We start from the raw sequence: 24690 nt of genomic DNA on the forward strand, positions 1-24690 counted from the left end.
CCCCCGTAAAAAATGAATGTTTTTTTTAGCTCCACCGCCCACCAGACGATACCGCCTGCTGATCTTTTCCCTTTAAATTTTTCTTATCTCTTTTTTCTCCCAGACAGCCTCCCAATACTAACAGTTCATGTCCGAGTAAAGGCATGGCTGCAAGTACCAGCAGTTTTACCCATTCAAGCAGTGTTAATCTGCAGGTTCCAAACAGATTAACAAAATAAGGAACTTCCGTCACGAGAAGCTGCAGTCCTGTTCCGATTGCGAATGCAGCAATCATTAATCTGTTTTCCAGATGGTTCATCTGAAACAGCGATGTTTCAACATCACGCATACCGATCGCATGAAAGAGCTGAGACATACCAAGTACCGTAAATGCATAGGTCTGGCAGCGGCTTAAAAGCTCTGCATCTGCCAGAAGCAGCCTGATTGCTTCCGGTGTGACCGTGCTGCCCGCCCCAAGCAGGATTCCCACCGGAAGCTGCAAAAACGCTGTCATACTGATAAATGCGATCAATGCCCCATAAAAACAGGTACAGTTTAACCCACCCCCTGCAAACAGACTCTCATCCTTTCCGCGCGGTGGTCTGTCCATGTAACTTTTATTTTCTTCCTCATCCACACCAAGCGCCAGTGCCGGAAGCGAATCTGTGATCAGATTGATCCATAGAATATGACTTGATTTTAACGGTGCCGCAAATCCGCAGGCTACAGCCGCAAGCATTGTTATGATCTCCCCGAAATTAGAAGACAACAGAAATATCACAGATTTCCGGATATTCTCATAAATACATCTTCCCTGCGCAATGGCTTTTGCGATCGTCGCAAAATTATCATCCGTCAACACAATGTCCGCTGCATTTTTCGCCACATCCGTTCCTGCCTTTCCCATAGCGATCCCGACATCTGCTGCTTTCAATGACGGTGCATCATTGACACCATCTCCTGTCATTGCGGTGATCTCCCCGTTTTTCTTACATGCTGCCACGATGCGCACCTTATGCTCCGGCGAAACATGGGCAAACACACGCACCTTTTTTATTTTTTCTGCAAGCATTTCATCTGTCATATCCGTTAACGTTTCTCCCGAAATGCACTCACTTTCTTCCGATGCAATGTGCAGTTCTTTTGCAATCGCAAATGCCGTATCGATCCGATCCCCCGTGATCATGATCGTTTTTACCCCTGCACGGTAAAACTCCATTACAGCCTCCTGTGCCTCCGGACGTATGGGATCAGCCATTCCAACAATTCCCAGAAAAGTCAGCCCGTTTTCCTTTAAACCGTCAGCCGGATTTCGCATCCCAAGTGCCAGTACCCGGAGTGCATCTTTCGTAAACGTACGGATCACCTGATCGATTTCTTTTCGTCTCTCCGGGGTCATCGGCACACGCTCACCATCTTTCATCAGGAATGCAGCACGCTCTAATATTTCATCCGGGGAACCTTTGGTATAAGAAATTTTTTCTTTTTCTCCCCGGTGTAATGTCGTCATCATTTTCCGGTCGGAATCAAACGCGATTTCCTGTATTCTCGGAAAACTTTCTTCTAATCTCTCTCTCTGCAGATCAAATTTTTCCGCCATATCAAGCAGGGCAAGTTCTGTGGGATCTCCGATCCGTTCCCCACGGACAGACGCATCATTGCAAAGGGTATATCCCTCCAGAAAATATCTGTTTTTTCTGCGGTTGAGATTCTTTGGTTCGCAGATTTTTCCATCTGTATAACATCTTGTCACAGTCATACGGTTCTGCGTCAGTGTTCCCGTCTTATCCGAGCATACCACGCTCACACAGCCTAATGTCTCCACACTCGGCAGTCTTTTTACGATCGTATTGACCTTCACCATACGTGATACCGAAAGTGCAAGTACCATCGTAACGATCGCCGGCAGACCTTCCGGAACTGCAGCAACCGCTAATGATATTGCCGTGATCAGCATTTCTGCAACATTGCGCCTCTGCAAAACTGCCATGACAAACAACAGGATACACAAAAAGACAGAAACGGTACCAAGGATTTTTCCAAGATCCGCCAGCCTTTTCTGTAACGGCGTCAGCTCCGTTTTTGTCCTGGAAAGCAATTTTGCGATACCGCCTATCTTCGTATCCATCCCTATCGCAGTGACGATTCCTTCTCCACGTCCATATGTAACATTAGTGGTCATATATGCCTCATTTTGATCCGTCGTATTTTTAGGAACCGGAACAGATTCGCCGGTAAGCGCTGACTCCTCGATCTTTAAATTGACAGCCGATATGATCCTGATATCTGCCGGCACCTGTCTGCCTGCTTCAAGGCAGACAATATCCCCTGGTATCAGATCCGATGCCGGAATCTCATGGATTCCATCCTCATCATGGAGCAGTGCATGCGGACTTGTCATTTTTTCCAATGCCTCTAATGCCCGCTTTGCCTTTCCCTCCTGGATCACTCCGACTATGGCATTTAAAAGCACTACTGCAAGTATAATGCACATGTCCCCAAATTCCTGCAGCAGAAGAGATATTGCTGCCGCCGCAAACAAAATAAAAATAAGCGGATCATTCAGCTGTTCCACAAAACATGACAGCATCGATTTTTCTTCTTCTTTATCCAACAGGTTATATCCCCGTTTCTGCTCTTTTTGCTGTTCATTTGACTTTTCCTGCATCATAGCCTCCCTACCGCATACTTTTCACATCAAGGTTCTGCCAGGGGCTTTTTGATTCATAGGACGTAATCTCCTATGAATCAAAAAAGCCTGCCCTCATAATCTGTGATTACCACATCTTATGAGGACAGGCCATGATTCATGACAATAGATTTTATTTTAATACAAACTTGCCAACGATCTCACGCAGATTATCTGCACAGGAGTAACATTCAGATACCATATCATGTGTAGCGCCTGTTTTTTCAACCATACCGCTTGTTTTTTCAGCAATATCGGATACACCGACTGCGGCTTCGCCCACAGTATCATTGATGCCGCTTAACGCCTGTGCGATCGACTCGATCAGATCTGAAAGCTGCAGCATGGAATCCTTTACCTGATTCATGTTAGACTTGAATACATCTGCATCTTCCTGATACTGTTCGCCAACCTTTTCAAACTCTTTATAATCTTCAATTACATTCGTTTCCAGAAATTCTGTCGTTTCACCCAGACACTCTGTCATATTGCCAACTGCTTCATTGACGGCTTTTACAATATTACCGATATCAGCGATCGCTTTTGAAGTCTGGTCTGCAAGGCTTCCGATCTCTGTCGCAACAACTGCAAATCCACGTCCTGCCTCTCCGGCTCTTGCAGCCTCAATACTTGCATTCAAAGCTAAAAGTCCGGTCTGTGAAGAGATCTCCATAATGGTATTGGTCAGTTCATTGATCTTTTCAACTGCCTTTGATCCCTCGATCGCCTTTTCGGATTTCTCTTTGACACTTGTATACATATCCATAGTACGGGAACTTGCAGTTACTGTCTTATTGCGCAGATTCTTTGCTCTGTCCATAATTTCATTGGAAACATCTGCACCTTTTTCTGCCATCTCTGTAAGCCGCTCAGCTTCATCTTTCATGGTACCGACATTCTCATTGATATTTACAGTAGTTGCGGCTGTCTCCTGCATGCCTGCTGCAAGCTGCTGGCTGGTTGCTGAGTTATCCGAACACATATGGTCTACGGTCTCAGTTACCTGTTTTAATCCATCTACATTTCCGGTGATCTGCTGGCTTGCCGTATCAATATTTGCAACCATTTCACGCAGATTCTTTCTCATGATGCGAAGTTCACGCGCCATGAAACCGGTTTCGTCTGTTCTTTTGCACAGACCATCACTTTTTGCATTGTGACTGAAATTCAGATTTGCAGTATTCTTTATAATCTCTGTCAGGCTTTCAAGCGGTGCGCAGATAAAACGGCTTAACACATAGCCAATGATCACACATACAACAAGCGTAATCGCTGCTGTGATACACATAGAACGGATCATCTCATTGACCGGCTCTACAATATCACTCTTATCAGCCGATACGACCACGATCATGTGATCCGGGGTCAGGGCATACCCTGCATACTTGATTGCACCATTAAAATCATATTCAACAACAGCATTCTCCGGAACGGTTCCGGATGCAAGCTGTGATACCACACCTTTAATAACGGGATTTTCAACCGTTTTTCCGATCTTGTCTGCTGTCGGATGATAAAGCATTGTACCATCCGCTGACACCAGATAAGCATATGCACTGTCTACGCCTTTCATGCTGATATCACTTACAACCCTAGAAAACTGTTCATCCGTTGCTATCTCTGCCGGAATATTTCCAATCGTCTGCGCTCCCATCTCTGCCAGACTTAGGATGTAATGCGCATTGACTGTCTCAACAACATCACTCGACTTTGAACTGGCATTGATCATACTTCCCACCAATGATACAACAACAATAAAAACGGCAAGGAGTGTAATTTTTGCCGAAATGGAATGAATGAATGTAACTTTTTCCTGTTTCATCGTACCTTTCTTCCGTATCAAATCTGAACACGGTTTCCCCTTCTTATAGTATAAATTGAATAATTGCATTATAGCACAAATCCACCAATAGTTAACACCCTATTTGCGCTAAAATTTTAAAATGCCCGATCGGTGCTGTTTACAGCTAACTTCTTCTCCGCAAGATGCCCATCCCGCCCGGAGGGCTTTTTGATTCATAGGACGTAATTTCCTATGAATTAAAAAAACACCGGTTCTAAAACCGATGTCTTACTTCTCTCTATAATGCCGGCGACCGGAATCGAACCGGTACTGTATTTCTACAACAGGATTTTAAGTCCTGCGCGTCTGCCAGTTCCGCCACGCCGGCATTTTTCATATGTACTGCCGCCTATGTTCGAAGACTTTCACTCACGAGCTACTTAAAAATGTCATCCTACCGGACAATACATAATGGGCAGAGGTGGATTCGAACCACCGAAGCAAATTGCAGCAGATTTACAGTCTGTCCCCTTTGGCCACTCGGGAATCTGCCCATTCATCAGATACACAAAATGCGCTCTGACAAGAAAAGATTATAGCATAGTGACTTCTTTTATGCAAGCATTTTTTATCAATGTACTAGTCTCTTGTTCTGTCATACATCAGAACAACAGCAGAATATTTCTGCATGCTTACTTTAAACACTCCATCCACTACTTCATACTTTTTCGGCATCAGGGAATAACCTGTCTCATTTGAAATGATCACGCGCTCTAACACCGCATTTTTCGGTATACCGCACTGCCATACCTCAAGCGTTACATCACGTTCTTCCTCTTTATTATTTACCAGAACAACAAACTGCTGACTGCGGTTAAATCTTGCGTAACAAAGCAGATTATCATCTGCTCGCAGATTACCATCTGCATTACTGCCTGTATGATTTCCGGTCATGGCAGTTCCATTTAAAAACATGAGGGAGCCGGTGCGGAGTGCCTCGTTTTCTTTGTGGATATGGATGATATCACGGTGAAAATCGATCAGAACGACATCCTCTTTTCCCCATGGATAGGTACGTCTGTTATCCGGATCTGTAAATCCGCAGAGTCCCGCCTCGTCTCCATAATAAATCGTCGGTGCTCCCGGCCATGTCATCTGAACAACGACCGCCTCACGGAATACTGCCGGCTTTATTCCTTCCTCAGCGGCTGCGGTACCAAGTGCTGCTGCACGTCCCACTTTTTCATTGGTTCTTGTCATAAATCTGGAATGATCATGATTCGAAAGCTCATTCATGGCACACAAAAGCTGTGATGTCTGAAAACTTGCCATATAATGACGCATGGAACCCTCAAAATCTTTCAAACTTCCCTTTAACTGTGGCTTTGATTCATCACTGTGTTTTTCCATACCGGTTAAAAACCATGTCAGCGGCTCCATGAACGCGTCATAATTCATAACGGTATCCCACTGGTCACCTTTCTGCAGCCATTCTTTTGGATCACCGTAATGTTCTGCCAGAATAATTGCATTGGGATTTGCTGTTTTTACTGATTTACGGAAATCTCTCCAGAACTTATGGTTCATTTCCGGGGAATGTCCTAAATCTGCAGCAACATCAAGTCTCCAGCCATCTGCATTGTATGGCGGTGATACCCATTTTGCTGCAACACGCATAATGTCATCATACAATTTTTCAGAACCTTCATAGTTGAGTTTTGGCAGCGTATCATGCCCCCACCAGCCTTCGTAAGTCGTATTATAAGGCCATGCAAACTGATCCTGAAAGCCAAAGAAATTACGATATGGACTGTCTTTTGAAATAAACGCACCATCCTCATAATCCCCGCTTACCTGATAGATTTCCTCCCGGTCAAGCCACTTATTGAAAGAACCACAATGATTAAATACACCGTCTAAGATAACTTTCATGCCGCGCGCATGAATCTCTTTCACCAGCTCTGCAAAAAATTCATTGCTCGCCTCAAGATTTTTCTTATTCGTTACACGGTTAATATAGCGTGTTGCTTTCCGGTTATCACTCACGCCATCTTTTAACAGTTCTCCACCATCCTCTACGATTTTACCGTAATGAGGATCTATATAGTCATAATCCTGAATATCATATTTGTGATTGGAAGGTGACACAAATAATGGGTTAAAATAAATTACTTCCACGCCAAGATTCTGCAGATAACCCAGTTTTTGTCTGACTCCCTCAAGATCTCCACCGTAAAACTCTGCGACAGAAAAATCAGACGGACACTGATCCCAGCTATCCATCTTTCTGCTGGTAGAACGGATATAATAATACTCATCCGTCAACACATCATTTGATGTATCACCATTATAAAAACGGTCAACTAAGATCTGGTACATAACAGCACCTTTTGACCAGTCCGGTGTTGAAAATCCAGGAATGATACAGAAACGGTACTGGTCACGTTTTTCCTTGCTGATGCCATAACGGTCATAATACACATTTAACATACCGCTTGCTACCTTAAAATAATAGTAAAACGGTTCCTCACCAAGCGTGATCTTTACCTCATAATAGTCAAAGGCTCCCTCGGTCTCTGTTTTTTTCATTTTATATTTTTTATCTTGCGTGCACAACCAGACGATATCGACATTGTCACGTGCTGTACGGAACCGGATCGTCACTTCTTCACCGGCTTTTGGTTCCACCGGCTGTCTGTAATCTGCCGTTCCATCTGAAAATAGCGCATTCTTTTTCAACAGTGGACGCATCTGCATAATATATCTTTGTATACGATTTAATTCATAAACTGATTCTTCCTGATTCATAAAATATAAATTCTCCGATAATCAGAGAATTTTCCTCCTCATCTACGAAAATTTACGAAAATTCTATTTTATTATAACACAGAATGGTACTTTAGCAATGAAAAAATCCAAGCACATACCTAATATTTTTATAGCACATTATCCTCTGTTAGCCAATTATTTTATCCGATATACAGATGATAGCAAAAGATCATATTTACACTAATTATTTCACTGCGCCTGCATTTATCTGAACTGACAAAGCAGCATTACACCGAAGTTCTTGCACACAAGGGTTCTATTTATGACTGTCCTCCTTCACTCGTATTTCAATACTACCGTCTTATGGCAGAAGAAGATGCAATATGCTGGGATGAAGCCTATTCGGTCGTAGATGACTATGATACACGGAAAAAAGAAATGATCCCGGATGAAACAGAACTGGATTATCTGTCCTTTTATGTGGATCTTCCAATTCTGCTGATGTACTTTCTGTCTCATACCTCTCTTTTCGAGACAGAAAAAGACCACAAAAACCTCAGTTACCTCAGTTTGGTCATCCGTTTCCTTTCGACAAGGCATTACCGTCTGCACACATACTCGCAGTATGACAGTATGCGTATGGCATGTTTTCATCCGATCGTGTTAGATACCTTCCACTACCCGGTAGAAAAGACGAATTTTATCTGATCCGCATGCACCCGGATCTCTATGCAAAACTTGCTTCTCTGGTCGGTTCAAAACGTGAAAATATTTATTACGATGTCTACTGTACTTTTGCAAATAAAAAAAGATAGCTATCGGCTAGCTATCTTTTTAGGAGAAGGTATTTTTACTATGGGGTATAGCAAAAACTATATATAATGTATTGGGGGGTTTTTACAGTAATTATAATAGCATGAGTGGCAGGATAAGTGTGCACAAACTTAAACTTTTTTTACGGCTCAAACTATACAAAATAAACAGTACCTTAGTACCAGCTTTTAAACTGGTACTAAAATTTTGCACAAACGATTGCGCATCAGATTTCCAAATAGTTTTCATGGAAGATCACTTTGCGGTAAGTTCCGAATGTCAGCCAGTGATTCCAGAACTCTGTATCTGTCTCTCCCTGTCCATATCCATCTAAGAATGTCTGTAAGTCTTTCTGTGATTTTACATTCACCGCAAATCCTCTTCCATTTACAACCGGAACACCTGAGTAACGGTATTCACCTAATGGAAGGATCGCTTCGATCTTATTGTCACGCACCTGTACTGCAACCTGGTCTCTTAATATCAGAATATCAAAATACTCCGGATATTCATAAGTTTCACTCTTTGTCGGGATCTCATCGCCTACTGTGTATGTTTTCTGTTCCGGTTTGTGTTTTGCAATGGAAGATTTCTCCATGTTATAGTAGAACTCTTCAAAGATATCTCCCCGTGCCTTTAAATCTCCATAAACAAATACCGGCTCATCTGTCTCATTGCCGCTTGCAAACTGCTCTACAACACCGCAGGCAGACGTCATGTTCGTCACACGGTCGATTAAGATCAGTTCGCCCATAGTCTTATGTTTCTTAAATACATCAAGCGGGATCTTTTCATCCAGCACGATATTGCAGACTGCGATCTCATTCTTTCCTAATGTATCGGTTGAATGATGTTCTCCGGTATTCACATCGATCTTATATGTGATCTCTGTTACGGTACCTGTGATCAGTTTCGTTCCAAGTTTGATAAAGTAATCGCCACCTGCTGACAACTTATTATCATCCATCCACAAAAGTGTTGTGGTAAATTTCTGTGCTGCCGTAATGCCGCTGCCATTTTCCAGCACACATCCTCTTGATACATCGATCTCTTTATCTAACTGAATGGTAACCGGCTGTCCGGTCTGTGCGGTATCCGCCTCTTTTCCGGCTACTAAAATGCTCTTTACACTGGCGGTCTCATTGCCCGGCAGTACCGTTAAGGTATCACCCACATGCACCTCTCCGGCCTCGATCTGTCCCTGGAAACCACGGAAAGTATGGTTCGGACGGCACACGCGCTGTACCGGCATATAAAATCCCTGCTCTTTTGCCTTTTCAGTCACATCGACTTCCTCAAGGTAAGTTAAAATCGGTTCGCCGGTGTACCATGGAATGTTATCGGATTTCTTTGTGACGTTATCGCCCTCTGTCGCAGATACCGGAATGATCTTGACGCTCTCCAGTCCAAGCTCGCCGGCAAGCTGTAAAATCTCTGCCTGGATCGCATTAAATTTTTCCTGGTCATAGCCGATCAGATCCATCTTGTTTACCGCAAATACAAAGTAGCGGATTCCCATCAGCGCACAGATCCTTGCATGACGTCTTGTCTGCACCAGCACACCCTGTGTCGCATCCAGAAGAATGATCGCAAGGTCCGCAAAGGAAGCTCCCACTGCCATGTTTCTGGTGTACTCTTCATGACCAGGTGTATCTGCCACGATAAAGCTTCTGCGGTCTGTTGTAAAATAACGGTATGCAACGTCGATCGTGATACCCTGCTCGCGCTCTGCCATCAGACCGTCAAGCAGCAGGGAATAATCGATAGCGCCCTCTCTGCTTCCAACTTTACTGTCTAATTCAAGTGCTTTCTCCTGATCTGCATACAGCAGTTTTGCATCATATAAAATATGTCCGATCAATGTGGATTTTCCATCATCCACACTTCCGCAGGTAATAAATTTAAGTAAACCTTTCATTTAGAAATACCCCTCCCTTTTTCTACGCTCCATGCTGCCTGCCGCTTCGTTATCGATCACACGGCTGGTACGCTCTGAAGATACGGCTGCAAGTGTCTCATCAATAATCTCTTCCAAAGTCTCCGCATCGGACTCAACGCCGCCGGTTAACGGATAACATCCTAATGTACGGAAACGGACTTTTTTCATCTCCGGCTTCTCACCTTCACGGAATTTGAAGCGGTCATCATCCACCATGATAATATTGCCGTCACGGTATACGACCGGACGCTCTTTTGCAAAATAGAGTGGCACGATCTCGATGTTCTCACGTTTGATGTACTGCCAGATATCCTTTTCTGTCCAGTTTGAGATTGGGAATACACGGATGCTCTCACCTTTATTGATCTTGGTATTGTAAAGTTTCCACATCTCCGGTCTCTGGTTTTTCGGGTCCCACGCCTGTGCCTCATTACGAAAAGAGAAAATTCTCTCTTTCGCACGGGATTTTTCCTCATCACGACGGCCACCGCCAAATGCTGCCGTAAACTCATATTTTTTGAGTGCCTGTTTTAACGCCTGTGTCTTCATGATATCCGTGTAAGCGGAACCGTGGTCAAATGGGTTGATACCGGCATCCACACCTTCCTGATTGGTATAAACCAGCATTTCAATGCCGTTCTCTTTTGCAATGCGGTCACGAAACTCGATCATTTCACGGAATTTCCAGGTCGTATCGATATGTAAAAATGGGAAAGGCGGCTTCTCCGGATAAAATGCTTTCATGGCAAGGTGCAGCATAACGGAGCTGTCCTTTCCAATGGAGTAAAGCATTACCGGCTTTTCGCACTCAGCGGCTACTTCACGGATGATGTAGATCGCCTCTGCCTCCAGTTCGTCCAAATGTGATAATCCACTCATAAAATATCCTCCTCTATTTTGCTGTGTTTTAATATTTATTGGCATCTTTTTTATTGATCTGTATAATGGTCTGACTGCCGTCGGGGGCAGTGACTGTCCAGAGGCGGTAGTCTCCATCCTCTTTGGTGGTTAAGGTACTGCCTCTGCCGCCGATGTCGGCTCCTAAAAAGAAATCGATTGCCTCTGCCCTGCACTCTTTGACGCAGGATGTGCAGCCCCAGCAGTCTCTTGGCTCTTTGATGTATGCCTTGCCGTTTTCGTCTGCCTTGATCAGGTTTCCCGGACATACTTCGATGCAGCGTCTGCATTTTACACATTTACTTTTATTGATCGCTATGCTCACAGGGTGCCTCCTTTCTGACCAAAATCCGGTGTCTGTGCCAGATCACGGAGCAGAATTTTGATCTTTCCATTTTCATAAACGGAATTAACTGCCTTCCTGTTCCATTCTTCTTTTGTTCCCGGATGATCCATATTCTGTCCGAAACCGCGCCAGCGTGTCTCTTTTCTCGCCTTTAAGTGTGCGATCACACTTTTACATACGACTAAACGTTCCTTTACTTCGTAAATATGTAACAGATCATCTGTATCTTTTGCGGTCAGATCTTTTGTCAGTGCTAAAAGCTGGTCAATTTTTTCTTCTGCGATATTAAGCTGTTTTTCATTGTAGCGGTAATTGGTTCCGATTCCACCTGCATAGGCATCCATAACCTTCTGCATTGCCTCCTCGACCTGCTCCGTACCGAAGAATGATTTTTTCTCCGCAAAATAGGCTTCATATTCCCGGTCTGCTTTTTCTGCCAGCTTTTCTAATTCTTCCTCTGACTGCAGATCTGCATCTGCCAGTTCAAGATCCTTTAAGATCGTTTCCGCCGCTATCTCGCCCTCCACCAGCGCTCCTGTAACATATTTCTGCGGGCATCCTCCTGCAACATCTCCGGCTGCATAAAGTCCTTTCAAGGTGGTTCTTCTCGCATCGTCGATCCAGTAACCGCTCGCGGTATGGCCACCCACGATATAAGGCTCAGTGCCCTCGATCTCAACGTCCTGCTCATTCGGCTCTTTTCCACTCTCGATCCATTTTAAAGTCTGGCTCGGTGCCATATTTAAATATGCTTTTAACAGATCTTTGCCCTGCTCATCTTTGATTCCTTCCGTATGCAGGTAACACGGTCCTCTGCCTTCCTGATTCTCTGCAACCGTACCGTAGACACGTTCCTCTGTCGTAATGCCGTATTTTGTTTCATAGACATCCCCAAGTGAGTTGATCTGTTTTGCCCCGACTCCCTGTGCGATCGTTCCGGTCGGTGCGATCGTATCTTTACAGCGGAGTGCTATAAAACGCATCTCAAAGGTCGTCATCTCTGCTCCGGCTAAAATTCCCATCGCATATCCGGCTCCTGTATTAAACGGCGGATACCACATCTTATGTCTCGAAAATCCCGGATTGTTCGGACGGTAAAGTCCTGCCGCACCACCGGTCGCACAGAGAATGGCTTTTGCCGAAAAAATATATGCCTTTTTCTCATTGACGTCAAAACCGTATGCCCCGGTAACCTGATCCTGCGCAGTAATATAATCTGTGATGTTCACGTGATTGATGACCTTCACATTTTTCTGTGCCTTCACAGCTTCCGCTAAGATCGGTTTGATGTTCTCGCCGTTAATCTTGATATTCCGGTTGCCTCTTGTCACATATTTTCCATTTTCATCTTTTAAAATAACAAGTCCTAATTCCTCTAACTTTGCTGTCACACGGTTTAATCCCTGCGACATGGAGAGCAACAGATCACTTCTTACAATACCATTGGCGTCCTTTGTAGCATAGTCCACATAATCCTGTGGCTTTCTCCCCTCTGTAATGTATGCATTTAACGCATTCACTCCTGCTGCAAGACAGCCGCTTCTTATAATATTGGCTTTTTCTGCGATCACAACGTTAAGTTCCGGTCTTTGCCCTGCGATCGTCAGTGCCGCGTAACAACCGGAGGTTCCACCCCCAATGATCAGCACGTCTGATGTAATGATTTCTGTTTTCATATAATTTCTATTCTCCTGACTCCTTAAATATAGAACAGCTTCTCTGTTTCGATATTGGCATTTTCTACAATCTGTACATTCTGCATTCCCGCCTCGTCTGCTAAGAACGCAAACACCTGATAGATAAATACGTTGACACGCTCGCCCTCCGTGATCGGAGTCTCCTCTAATCTCCGGTTAGCCACAAGCAGCACATCATGTACCCTCACATGAAGTTCTACCTCTCTGCCACGGAACATCACACGTTCCACAACACCTTCCTCCACAGAAGAAGAAAAACGGCTCTGCTCTGTTTCCTTTGTGACACTCACATGCTCCGGTCTCACCACCGCATGAAATCCTTCCCCTAATTCCTCATATCCATGAAAACTCGTGATGTTGCTGATCCTTGTCGGACTACCCATGAATTCTGTGACAAATGGCGTCTTCGGCTGGCTGTATATCTCAATCGGAGTTCCCGCCTGCTCGATGTGTCCGTGGTTGGTAATGATGATCTCATCGGCAACCTCAATCGCTTCATCCTGATCATGCGTGACAAAGATACTGGTAATACCGACTCTCGTGATCATCTCCCGAAGCCAGCTTCTAAGCTCCTGACGCACTTTTGCATCAATGGCTGCAAACGGTTCATCTAAAAGAAGAAGCTCCGGATTCGGTGCTAAGGCTCTCGCAAATGCAACTCTCTGTCTCTGTCCACCGGATAACTGGTTCGGATAACGCTTCTCAAATCCCTTTAACCCGACTAACTCGACTAACTCATCAACACGTCGTTTGATATCCGATTTTTTCCATTTTTTTACATCCAGTCCAAATGCTATATTATCACATACGGTCATATAGCGGAACAATGCATAATTTTGGAATACAAACCCGATTCCACGCTCACTCGCAGGCACATCATTGACAACTCTTCCATCAATAATGATCTCCCCGGAATCTGCATGTTCTAACCCTGCAAGCATCCGAAGGATCGTTGTTTTTCCACTGCCGCTTGGTCCAAGCAGACCGATCAGTTTTCCTTTTCCGATTCCAAAATTAATATCATCGGATGCCTGAAAATCTTTATATTTTTTATTCACATGCCTAAGTTCTACATAATTTTGTTCCGTCATAACCTGCTCCATTTCCATGCTGCATTATCTGTTTTTTGTTCCTTCTATTCTCTGTCAAGTACTTCCGGTAACATTTTTACGCTTCTTTTCCCTTATGCTCTAACACACTGCGAAGCACTAAGATCACGACTGCCATACACACCAGAATCGCCGATACTGCAAACGCACCCGTAAAATCATAACCCTGATATAAAAGTTCAATGTAAAGCGGCATCGTATTTGTTTTTCCCTGAAGATGTCCTGATAAAACAGACACCGCACCAAACTCTCCCATTGCTCTTGCTGTACAAAGGACGATTCCATAAAGCAGTGCCCATTTGATATGTGGAAAAGTGATCTTCCGGAAAATCGTAAAGCCATTTGCCCCCATCAGCGCTGCCGCCTCTTCCTCATCCGTACCAAGTGTGGAAAGCACAGGTATGATCTCCCTTGAAATAAATGGGAATGTCACAAACACGGTTGCTACCACGATTCCCGGTACTGCAAATATCATCTTGATCCCCGCTGACCGCAGATACTCATAAAGAATACTCTGCCGTCCAAATGTGAGGATATAGATCAGTCCGGCAATGACCGGTGAGATTGTAAGTGGAAGGTCGATCAGCGTGGACAATATCTTTTTTCCATGGAACTGGAACCGCGTGATACACCAGGATGCTGCAATTCCAAAGATGGTATTGACCACCACAGCGATCAGCGTTACTTCTAATGTAAGCCCGATCGCTTTTAATGCATAATAATCGGTAACTGCTGCCACAAATACCTTGATGCCTTCCCCGAATGCAGTTACAAGGACATATGTGAGCGGCAGTATCAGCATCACTATAAGAAATAAAGCACTGATGCCGATCAGGATCCATTTGAGTGGTCCCGAATTTTTTCTGATCTCCATAGCTTTTCTCCTTCCTTTTATCTGATTTTGATAAAATCTGACAGATGTTGTGCCAATATCCATGCACCTGCAATATTATGCGATACCGCTGACAATCTTCGATGCCCTGCTCTGCAGCCATGCATTGATAAAAAGAATCACAAATGCTGCCGCTAACATCACAAGGGCGATCGAGGTTGCACTTGCATAATCAAATTCCTGAAGTTTTGACATGATCATAAGCGGTGCGATCTCTGTCTCATAAGGTGTATTTCCCGCAATGAACACTACGCTTCCGTATTCGCCAAGTCCTCTTGCAAAAGACATCGTAAATCCGGCGATCAAAGACGGTAAGATTTCCGGTAAGATTACGCGGAACATTGTCTGTCTGCTGTTTGCACCAAGGATATTTGCCGCCTCCTCGTACTGGATATCTATTTTTTCCAGAACCGGCTGCACCGCCCTCACAACAAACGGGATTCCGATAAACACCAGTGCTACGATGATTCCAAGTCTTGTATATGCGATCTTAATTCCAAACTTCTGAAAAAATGCTCCTACCCAGCCTTCCGTCGTAGTCAGATGTGTCAGTGCAATGCCCGCCACTGCAGTCGGAAGCGCAAATGGAAGTTCTATGATGCCGTCCATGATCGCTTTTCCCGGGAAATCATACCTTACAAGCACCCATGCAATGATCATACCCATAACTGCATCGATCGCTGCCGCCACAAATGCGGTAAAAAAACTGACTGCATAGCTGGATAACACACGCGGTCTTGTGATCGTCTGAATAAATTCTGACGGTGAAAGTTTCGCAGAAAATATAACCAGCGAACATAACGGAATAATAACGATCAGTCCAAGCATTGTTATGGTGATCCCAAATGACAGCCCGAATCCGGGGATCACTCGTTTATTTTTACTTTTTTTCATATGAATCCTGCCCCCTTCATCATTATCTGTTACGTTCATAGATTGTATCGAAGATCCCGCCATCTGAGAAATGTTTCTCTATCACTGTATTCCATCCCCCAAAATGACTGATATCTGCCAGATCAACATCCGTCACCATCCATTTTCCATCGGAAGGAATTTCTGCGATCTCACGTGTTCCTTCCTCTGTATAAAATTCCTTTGCAATATCTGGATCTGCCGGACGGTAATAATTTTCTCCCACAAGTTTCTGTGCCTCATCCGAATACAGATAATTTAAGTATTCCTCTGCCACAGCCCTGCTGCCTCTCCGGTCAACCACTTCATCCACAACTGCCACGGTCGGCTGACAGAGTACCGATGCCGATGGAACAACGATCTCATATTCCCCCGGCTCTTCCCGCATGGATAAAAATGCTTCATTCTCCCATGCAATTAAAACATCACCCTGACCATTTTCAATGAATGTGGTCGTCGAACCGCGTGCGCCGGAATCTAATACCAACACATTCTGATATAACGTTTTCATATGCTCCGTGATCTCTTCTTCACTCTCTCCCTGACTTTCAAAATAGTACCACGCTGCAAGATAATTCCATCTCGCCCCGCCGGAAGTCTTCGGATTCGGTGTAATGACACTGACATCGGACTTTAGCAGATCATCCCAGTCTTTGATCTGTTTGGGATTTTCTTTCCGCACAAGAAATACGATCGTTGAGGTATATGGAGCACTGTCATCCGGAAACTCTGATACGAATCCGGGATCGATCAGCCCGAAATCGGAAATGGTCTGGATATCACCTTCTAATGCAAGTGTTACCACATCTGCGTCCAGTCCGTTTGCAACCTCAAGTGCCTGTTTTCCGGAACCGCCATGAGACTGGATGATCCTTACTTTCTGCCCTGCCTGTTCTTCCCAGTGTTGTTCAAACATGGTATTGTAGGCCTTGTATAATTCTCTGGTCGGATCGTAGGAAACATTGACAATCTCTACTGTATCCGCATCTGCCATACTGCCGCATCCGGCGAATGTCCCCATTGCAAGCATCACTGCCGCAAGGATTGCTGCCATCCTCTTTCTCATTGTCCCTCCACTCCGTAAAACCTGCATCATGCATATGTAAAATCTTTGTCTTCTGTAGCCGCTTTTTCTTTTCATATATTTCCTATAAGATTACTAGGATTATAACTTTAGTTTGCTAATGTGTCAAGATATAATTGGAAATTTTTTTCAATTATGTAATGTTGATCTGATCCGGAGATAATCCGGTTATAGACAAAAAAAATGAAACCTGGGGTCAGGTTCCATTTTTAGGAGAAGGTATTTTTACTATGGGGTATAGCAAAAACTATATATAATGTATTGGGGGGTTTTTACGGTTATTATAATAGCATGCCCCCGCAAATAAGTGTGCACAAAGTTCACAATTTTTTATAGTTGTTTTTATACATATTGTACAGTACCTTGGTACCATATTTTGAGCGTAACAGAAAAATCTGCACAATTACTTCTCAAATAATGCTTCAAACTCCTGCTGGCTGATCTTTTCTTTTTCTAACAGAAGGTTTGCACAGGCATCTAATACATCACGGTTATCTGTGATCATCTGCTTTGCTTTCGCATAACATTCATCAATGATACGCTTGATCTCCTGATCGATCGCACTTGCTACACCCTCGCTGTATCCTCTGGCATGTGCAAGATCACGTCCGATAAATACTTCATCATCATCATTGTCATAGCAGATCAGACCGATATTATCAGACATACCATATTTAGTGACCATGGCTTTTGCCATCTGGGTCGCCTGCTTGATATCCTGTGATGCCCCGGTCGTGATGTCATCAAATACAAGTTCTTCCGCCACACGTCCGCCAAGTGATACAACGATATCCTGTAACATCTTGCCCTTCGTGTTAAACATCTCATCCTTTTCCGGCAAAGGCATGGTATATCCTGCAGCGCCGCTTCCGGTCGGAATAATCGAAACAGAATAAACAGGTCCTACATCCGGTAATAAATGGAATAAGATTGCATGACCGGATTCATGGAATGCCGTGATACGTTTTTCCTTGTCAGAGATCACGCGGCTCTTCTTCTCCGCACCGATTCCGACTTTTACAAAGGACTTCTTGATATCATCCTGTCTGATATAGGCGCGGTTATCTTTTGCCGCAACGATCGCAGCTTCATTCAGAAGGTTTTCAAGATCTGCACCGGTAAATCCTGCTGTTGTCTGTGCGATCTGTTTTAAGTCAACGTCATCGCCAAGAGGCTTGTTTTTTGCATGAACGGAAAGGATCTCCTCTCTTCCGCGCACATCCGGGCGACCCACAACAACTTTACGGTCAAAACGTCCCGGACGCATGATCGCCGGATCTAAGATATCCACACGGTTGGTCGCAGCCATGACAATAATGCCTTCATTCACGCCAAATCCGTCCATCTCGACAAGCATCTGGTTTAAGGTCTGCTCGCGCTCGTCGTGACCGCCGCCCATACCTGTTCCTCTTCGTCTTGCAACTGCATCGATCTCATCGATAAAAATGATACACGGTGCATTTTTCTTTGCTTCCTCAAAAAGGTCACGGACTCTCGATGCACCGACACCGACAAACATCTCTACAAAATCAGAACCTGAAATAGAGAAAAATGGTACTCCCGCCTCTCCTGCGATCGCTTTTGCAAGCAATGTCTTACCTGTACCAGGAGGTCCCACCAAAAGTACACCTTTGGGGATTCTCGCACCAAGCTGTGTATATTTCTTCGGTGCGCGTAAGAAATCAACGATTTCTTCTAACTCTTCTTTTTCTTCCTGCAGTCCTGCCACATCCGAGAACTTCACACGTTTCGCCGGATCATCACTCATCCTTCTCGCACGGCTCTTTCCAAAATTCATCATCTTGCTTCCGCCGCCTGAATTTGCTGCCGCCTGATTTGTCATGATCATAAAGAAAATGAACATCGCAGCAAAAATGATCAGATATGGAAGCAGTGTCAAAAGCCAGCTCTCCTCCGGCGGATTCTGTACCGTATAGGTCTTAAATCCGGTTTCCCGCATATACTGCTCAATCTCTGCTACGTCAGAGACAAGCATCACCTGCGTACTCGAATCGCTGAATGTAATGTTCACACTTCCCGTAGGCACCTCACGGTTCGGTACCACATTAACCTGTGTCACCTTACCTTCTGCTAACGCCGTCTCAAACTGCTGCCTCGTATAAGTATTGGTCACATTGCTACCGTCGAGCCAGTACCAGATCGCAATGACAGCAAGCACTAATATCAGATATACTCCAAATCCTCTAAAACCGCTTCTCTTATTATTCAATCCTTTTTCTCCTTTATTCCTCTATCTCCACAAATCCAATATAAGGCAGATTACGGTACTGCTGATCATAATCAAGGCCATAACCTACTACAAACTCGTCCGGTATCTCAAATCCGACATAGTCAACCTTTACATCCACAACCCTGCGGTCCGGTTTGTCAAGCAGTGTACACAGACGAACGCTCTTTGGACTTCTTGTTTTCAAATTTTCTAAAAGATAACTTAAAGTTCTTCCTGTATCAATGATATCCTCAACAACAATAACATTTTTTCCTTCAATACTGGTTGATAAATCCTGTACGATCTTTACGATACCACTGGATTCTGTGCCGGAACCATAACTGGAAACTGACATAAATTCCACTTCCACCGGTACGGTGATTCTTTTTGCCAGCTCACAGGTAAAGAAAGATGCTCCCTTTAAAATACAGATCAGACATACAGATTCCCCTGCGTAATCCTCACTGATCCTTGCACCTAATTCCCTGATCTTCTTGTCAATCTCTTCTTCCGTAAAATGAACATTAATGTTTTTAATCTTCACGATAATTTCCTCCGTCGATCCTTACTTCCAGGATCCTTTTTGTATCTTCTTTTATTTTGCAGACGGCACTGATCCGCCCGCCAATGACCCATAACACATGCGACTGCTGCGCTAAAAGCCATATGTGATCTCTTTTTATCTGCGGTATTTTTTCATCAATAAAATAGCTCTTTAATTTCTTTTTGTGTCCTGCATCATCCACCGTCAGATAATCTCCGGATGCCCGGCTCCGAAACTGCAAGCCACATTCTATCCTATCATAATTCAGCCATTTCGTATACTGATTTTTAGGAATTTCGTCAATTTTTCCCGAAAATAAAAGCAGTCTGAGGCTCACACTGGCATCCGGCAATGTGATCGTTACCGTTTCTCCCGCTTCTAATTTTGCAAAATCTGTCTCTGTGAGCTTATAAACCGGCCGAACATTTTCGTTTTTATCTTCAGGTTCCAGCTTCTTCCATGCTCCCCCGGCATCCTTTTGGATTTCCCCACGGCGCAGTCTTACCCCTTCATAGACCCTGCATGCCGTCACCTGATACGGAAGCATGATCTCACGCCCGGTCTGTTTTTCCATCAGGGCACAGACATCCTGCACATGTACCATACCGATATCTTTCCTGCTGCCAGATGCTTTTCCTAATACCGCATGAACGATCTCCTGCCGGATGATATCAGGATACTGCTGCCACTCATTTTTTAAAATAGTATATGCGCCATCTGTAAAAGCGCAGCATGTCTGCATTGCCTTTTTAGTCTCCTGTTCCATATAATCAACTGCCTGCTGTAAAAGCAGTGCACTCTGATTGATATGGGAAACCGACTGTTCATTGACCTTTAACAGTTCCGGCAGAACACAATGACGGATACGGTTTCTGCTGTAATTTATATCCAGATTAGTGCCATCTGTCCGGTACTCCTGACCGGCTTTATCAAGGTACTCCTCAATCTGTTTTCTTGAAACACAAAGAAGCGGACGCACAATGGAAATATCTCCTGCAAGTACACGCTTCGGGTGCATTCCGCACATTCCATGGATTCCGCTCCCTCTCGCCATCTGAAACAAAACCGTCTCTGCATTGTCATTTGCATGATGTGCAAGGGCAATGCAGACATGTCCCGCTCCGTTTTTCTTAAGTTTCTCTGCCTCCTTTTGATAACAGTCATAACGGAGTATCCTCGCAGCTTCCTCAATGCCAAGTCCCTCCGCAGCCGCATATTCCGGCACACTGACCAGACATATCCTGCATGGAACTCCTTTTTGTCTGCAGAGTTCTTCTGCAAACGTTGCATCCTTCCTGCTCTCTCCTCCCCGGATACCGTGCTCTACATGTATTGCCAAAAGCGTGTATCCGATTCTTTCGCGCAATTCCAAAAGCACCAGCAAAAGTGCCACAGAATCCGCCCCACCGGACAGCCCTACGATCACGGTATCCCCTTCTGTCATCAGTTTTTCTTTTTTGATCCAGTTTAATACATCTTCTGTCATTTATTTTTCCCATATACATGCCGCTAACACGGTCATATCATCCTTAGCCTTTCCTCCCGTAAAAAGCATCACACGCTCCATGATCTTCTTTGCCAGTATCCCCGGATTATTCGTCTGTATGCTCTCTATGATCTCCTGCATGGTATCCTCCGGTTTCTTTACATGCAGATATTCTAACACACCATCCGTTACCATGACAACAAAATCACCACCCATGAGTTTTGTTTCCTGCATGGAAATATCCATCTGTACCTGTGCTCCCACCGGCAGGCTCTGTGAAGCAATACATTCCACCTCCGTTCCTCTCTTTATAAAAGTTGCCGCCGCACCGATCTTATATAACCTTGCCATTCCTGTATACAGATTGATCTTGCAGAGATCAACTGTGGAATACAGATCATCTGCTCCTTTCATGACCATCGCAGAATTCATCATGCGGATCGCTGTCTCCACAGAAAAACCTGCCTCTAAAAAACGCTCAACAAGGTCTAATACCATCTCACTCTCTTTACATGCCATGCTTCCGGAACCCATGCCGTCAGAAAGTCCAAGAAGGAATTCCCCCCGCTCTAACTCCAGAAAAGAAAAATTATCTCCCGATATTTTTGCCCCGTCTTTTTTGACTCTCGCAATTCCCTGCACATTGCGGTACACCGTATCCTCATAAAAAACATAACTGACCGGTTCCCTCGAAATAAAAGTTTTCGTATCTGCCGCTGCACGCATCTGCTTTCCTAAAGCATGTTCTGCCGCGGTCACAAATGATTTTAAAGCAATACACCCTCCCCTTCTGCTTTTTAAAGTCGCACTCAGTTTTAACCTGCCATCCAATGTCTCGATCAGATGAATCTCCTCAATCGAGATTCCCTTCTCTTTCGCACGGTAGCGTATCTCGGAGATTGCCCTCCTCTCCTGCGCATCAAGCACGCGTTCTTCTCTTGCACAGTCCTGCATGATATATGCCATGGCATCAAGCTGTTCCGCAATCACCTGCCTGTTTTCCAAAAGCCGGTTGTACCATGCATGATTTAAACTAACACGTTCAAATACACGTACTGCCTCCTCCACCATATCCCGGCTTTTTGCACAATACTTTTTCAGTTCTGCCTCATTTTCTGCTCCCGGCTCCCCCTTCTGCCAGATTGAGGTGATCATCGAGGACAAAATCCCATAAAGCGGTGTACAGTCCCTCTCCCAGCAAAGTGTGCAGGAATCGCAGGAAGCACAGACTTTTCCGGTCAGCTCATTTTGTACCCTGCCAAGCTCGTCCGCTGCATATTTTTCTTTTCCTGTGCTCATATTTAAGAAAATCTGAGATAGTCCCTGGAAAGATTCCGCATAATTTTTTAAACGCTCGCCATTTCCTGTCTCCGGCAGATCCTCCGTTTTCTGCTGCACAGGTGTCCACTCCATCAGGAAATGAATGCTGCGGTTTAAAAGGATCACTGCACCAAATATAAATATAGACTCTAAAAATACCGCCGCACCAGCCGGCTGGTTTTTCCATTCCAGAAGACTCCCGCAAAACGATAAGATCAGTGTAGTAAGCCCCGCCATCACACCTGCTAAAAATGCAGGACATCCTTCATTTGCCCATTCGATCAGCTTTACAGCACCAATCATAACGATCAGTGTTACTCCATATTTTACCGCAGCGGTAAGCGGCATAAATATGGTCATTCCTATGTACATAAACGCAAGCAGCATGACTCCGTTTACCTGCTCTAAATAAAGTGCCGTAAAATATGCGGGCACAAGCGGATAACATCCCATCACACTGACACTGCATACCAGGCTCCCAAGTATACTGAATATCATTTGTCTGATTCTGGTCTTTTTCATTTACTGTCTCCTTACACTTTCTTATTTTCCCCGCCATCCACCGGATCTCATCCGGCTGATTTTTTCGGGTGCATCCCATTATAGGAGTCAGGAACAAAAATCTTTGTCAAAGAAAAGCCCGGTTTCAAAAAAGTTTTCGCCAAAATTCCTTTTTTGATATCCTTTCGAGGGAGTTCAAAACAGTTGATTATTTTTAGGAATTTCAAAATGACCTCACACCTTATTCACGTTATATGGTACAATTTATTACATCTTATATAAAACGTTTCATGGGAGGAATAAAATGTATACAGCAGACAGTAAGCGTTATGAAACCATGCAGTATAACCGCTGTGGAGCAAGCGGATTAAAACTTCCGGTCGTATCTTTGGGATTATGGCACAATTTCGGTGATACCGGATGTTATGACAACATGAAGGCAATGTGCCGCACCGCCTTTGATCACGGCATTACCCACTTTGATCTCGCCAACAATTACGGTCCTGCCTACGGAAGTGCAGAGCGCAATTTCGGTCAGATCTTAAAAGATGATCTTATGCCTTACCGTGATGAGCTTTTGATCAGTACAAAAGCCGGTTATGATATGTGGGAGGGACCTTATGGCAACTGGGGAAGCCGTAAATACCTGATCGCAAGTTTAGACCAGAGCTTAAAGAGACTTGGACTTGAATATGTCGATATTTTCTACCATCACCGCATGGACCCGGAAACACCGCTTGAAGAGACAATGGGGGCTCTTGATTCCATCGTAAAAAGCGGTAAGGCACTTTATGTCGGACTTTCTAACTATGATGGACCAACCTTAAAGAAAGCGGCAGCTATCTTAAATGACTTAAAATGCCCGTTCATCATTAACCAGAACCGCTATTCGATCTTTGACCGTACCATCGAAAATAACGGCCTAAAGGAAACTGCGCATGATCTTCATAAAGGTATCATCGCCTTCTCACCTTTAGCCCAGGGTATGCTGACCAACCGCTACTTAAACGGTATCCCGGCAGACAGCCGTATTGCAAAGGACGGCCGCTTTTTACATGAATCTTCCTTAACGCCGGAACGCCTGGCTCAGATCAAAGCATTAAATGAACTGGCAGGAGAACGTGGTCAGACACTTGCCGAGATGGCATTAAGCTGGATCTTAAAGGACGATCATGTGACAAGTGTTCTGATCGGTGCCTCAAAACCGGAACAGATCTTAGACAATATCGGTATCATCGGACATACTTCTTTCTCCAAAGAAGAACTTGAAAAAATCGACGCTATCGCAAAATAAGTAAACAAAAAAACAGTTCCAGATGCGTTATCCGCACATCATGGAACTGTTTTTTAATCATTATCTGTAATCTATTTTTTCGCTTCTTTGAAGATGATCTCATTATCATAGGCAAGTCCTAATTTACTCTTTGCAGTATCTTCCACATACTGTTGGGACTTTGTATATGTCTCATAATTGCTCAGCTGTTCTCCCCTTGCAGTTTCATCCTCTAACTGCTTCTGGAGTGATGCTTCCTGCTGTATGTACTCCTGATCCTTCTGGTAAACCCGGATGATCTGAACAGACATTACCGCAACAAATGCAATGACGATCAATCCAATACAAAGCTTGCCTGCTCTGTTATTATTCTTTTTTCGACGTCCTCTACCTGCCATATCTGTTTCCTTCCATCTGATATACCGCT

General features: G+C 44.3%; 18 protein-coding genes and 2 tRNA genes. 2 read left to right on the plus strand and 18 right to left on the minus strand.

The window, feature by feature from the left end; translation table 11 throughout:
* Positions 1-25 precede the first annotated feature (25 nt).
* From ACDD58_RS06705 to ACDD58_RS06725, 5 genes are all read right to left on the minus strand, one after another.
* Positions 26-2647 (minus strand): cation-translocating P-type ATPase, encoded by a 2622-nt coding sequence (locus ACDD58_RS06705; protein ID WP_370776525.1) that lies wholly within the window; start codon positions 2645-2647, stop codon positions 26-28.
* A 154-nt stretch (positions 2648-2801) separates the two neighbouring features.
* Positions 2802-4490 carry a methyl-accepting chemotaxis protein gene (locus tag ACDD58_RS06710; RefSeq protein ID WP_370776527.1) on the minus strand — a complete coding sequence of 563 codons (1689 nt, stop codon included), beginning with the start codon at positions 4488-4490 and terminating at the stop codon, positions 2802-2804.
* 265 nt (positions 4491-4755) lie between these two features.
* Positions 4756-4839: transfer RNA gene (locus tag ACDD58_RS06715), tRNA-Leu, on the minus strand.
* An 84-nt stretch (positions 4840-4923) separates the two neighbouring features.
* Positions 4924-5005 (minus strand) — tRNA-Tyr (locus ACDD58_RS06720).
* An 85-nt stretch (positions 5006-5090) separates the two neighbouring features.
* On the minus strand, positions 5091-7259 hold the full coding sequence (locus ACDD58_RS06725; RefSeq protein ID WP_370776530.1) for a glycoside hydrolase family 13 protein: 2169 nt from the start codon (positions 7257-7259) through the stop codon (positions 5091-5093).
* A 324-nt stretch (positions 7260-7583) separates the two neighbouring features.
* On the opposite strand from ACDD58_RS06725, the gene ACDD58_RS06730 reads away from it, so the two are divergent.
* Positions 7584-7928: a hypothetical protein gene (locus ACDD58_RS06730; RefSeq protein WP_370776533.1), complete on the plus strand. Its 345-nt coding sequence runs from the start codon at positions 7584-7586 to the stop codon at positions 7926-7928.
* A gap of 331 nt (positions 7929-8259) precedes the next feature.
* On the opposite strand, the gene ACDD58_RS06735 is transcribed toward ACDD58_RS06730, so the two are convergent.
* The 12 genes from ACDD58_RS06735 to ACDD58_RS06790 form a co-directional block, all read right to left on the minus strand.
* A complete protein-coding gene (locus ACDD58_RS06735) occupies positions 8260-9951 on the minus strand; it encodes a sulfate adenylyltransferase subunit 1 (protein WP_370776536.1) in 1692 nt (563 codons plus the stop codon).
* Positions 9952-10851, minus strand: a complete 900-nt coding sequence (cysD, locus tag ACDD58_RS06740; RefSeq protein ID WP_370776537.1) for a sulfate adenylyltransferase subunit CysD — start codon at positions 10849-10851, stop codon at positions 9952-9954.
* 28 nt (positions 10852-10879) lie between these two features.
* Entirely contained in the window at positions 10880-11194 is a 315-nt protein-coding gene (locus tag ACDD58_RS06745; protein WP_117919968.1) for a ferredoxin family protein, read from the minus strand.
* The gene (locus ACDD58_RS06750; protein ID WP_370776540.1) at positions 11191-12891 is read right to left on the minus strand and encodes an adenylyl-sulfate reductase subunit alpha; all 1701 of its coding nucleotides are present in this window, start codon (positions 12889-12891) and stop codon (positions 11191-11193) included. Before ACDD58_RS06750 ends, ACDD58_RS06745 begins: the two co-directional genes overlap by 4 nt.
* Before the next feature lie 23 nt (positions 12892-12914).
* Positions 12915-14003 carry a sulfate/molybdate ABC transporter ATP-binding protein gene (locus ACDD58_RS06755; protein ID WP_370776542.1) on the minus strand — a complete coding sequence of 363 codons (1089 nt, stop codon included), beginning with the start codon at positions 14001-14003 and terminating at the stop codon, positions 12915-12917.
* A 76-nt stretch (positions 14004-14079) separates the two neighbouring features.
* Complete coding sequence (gene cysW, locus ACDD58_RS06760) at positions 14080-14895, minus strand: sulfate ABC transporter permease subunit CysW (protein WP_117920110.1); 816 nt, start codon at positions 14893-14895, stop codon at positions 14080-14082.
* 75 nt (positions 14896-14970) lie between these two features.
* Entirely contained in the window at positions 14971-15807 is an 837-nt protein-coding gene (cysT, locus tag ACDD58_RS06765; protein WP_118209883.1) for a sulfate ABC transporter permease subunit CysT, read from the minus strand.
* A 22-nt stretch (positions 15808-15829) separates the two neighbouring features.
* A complete protein-coding gene (locus ACDD58_RS06770; RefSeq protein ID WP_370776546.1) occupies positions 15830-16891 on the minus strand; it encodes a sulfate ABC transporter substrate-binding protein in 1062 nt (353 codons plus the stop codon).
* 421 nt (positions 16892-17312) lie between these two features.
* Positions 17313-19139, minus strand: coding sequence for an ATP-dependent zinc metalloprotease FtsH (gene ftsH / locus ACDD58_RS06775; RefSeq protein WP_370776549.1), 1827 nt, complete (start codon positions 19137-19139; stop codon positions 17313-17315).
* A gap of 13 nt (positions 19140-19152) precedes the next feature.
* On the minus strand, positions 19153-19683 hold the full coding sequence (hpt, locus tag ACDD58_RS06780) for a hypoxanthine phosphoribosyltransferase (protein WP_117919956.1): 531 nt from the start codon (positions 19681-19683) through the stop codon (positions 19153-19155).
* The gene (gene tilS, locus ACDD58_RS06785) at positions 19673-21169 is read right to left on the minus strand and encodes a tRNA lysidine(34) synthetase TilS (RefSeq protein WP_370776553.1); all 1497 of its coding nucleotides are present in this window, start codon (positions 21167-21169) and stop codon (positions 19673-19675) included. Before tilS ends, hpt begins: the two co-directional genes overlap by 11 nt.
* Positions 21170-23011, minus strand: a complete 1842-nt coding sequence (locus tag ACDD58_RS06790; protein WP_117919952.1) for a SpoIIE family protein phosphatase — start codon at positions 23009-23011, stop codon at positions 21170-21172.
* Between the two features lie 283 nt (positions 23012-23294).
* On the opposite strand from ACDD58_RS06790, the gene ACDD58_RS06795 reads away from it, so the two are divergent.
* Positions 23295-24284 (plus strand): aldo/keto reductase, encoded by a 990-nt coding sequence (locus tag ACDD58_RS06795; protein ID WP_370776556.1) that lies wholly within the window; start codon positions 23295-23297, stop codon positions 24282-24284.
* A 71-nt stretch (positions 24285-24355) separates the two neighbouring features.
* Here ACDD58_RS06795 and ACDD58_RS06800 read toward each other — a convergent pair whose 3' ends face one another.
* Entirely contained in the window at positions 24356-24661 is a 306-nt protein-coding gene (locus ACDD58_RS06800; RefSeq protein ID WP_118209878.1) for a septum formation initiator family protein, read from the minus strand.
* Between the last annotated feature and the right edge of the window lie 29 nt (positions 24662-24690).

It is taken from the genome of Roseburia sp., from assembly GCF_041325975.1.
GTDB lineage: Bacteria > Bacillota > Clostridia > Lachnospirales > Lachnospiraceae > Roseburia > Roseburia rectibacter.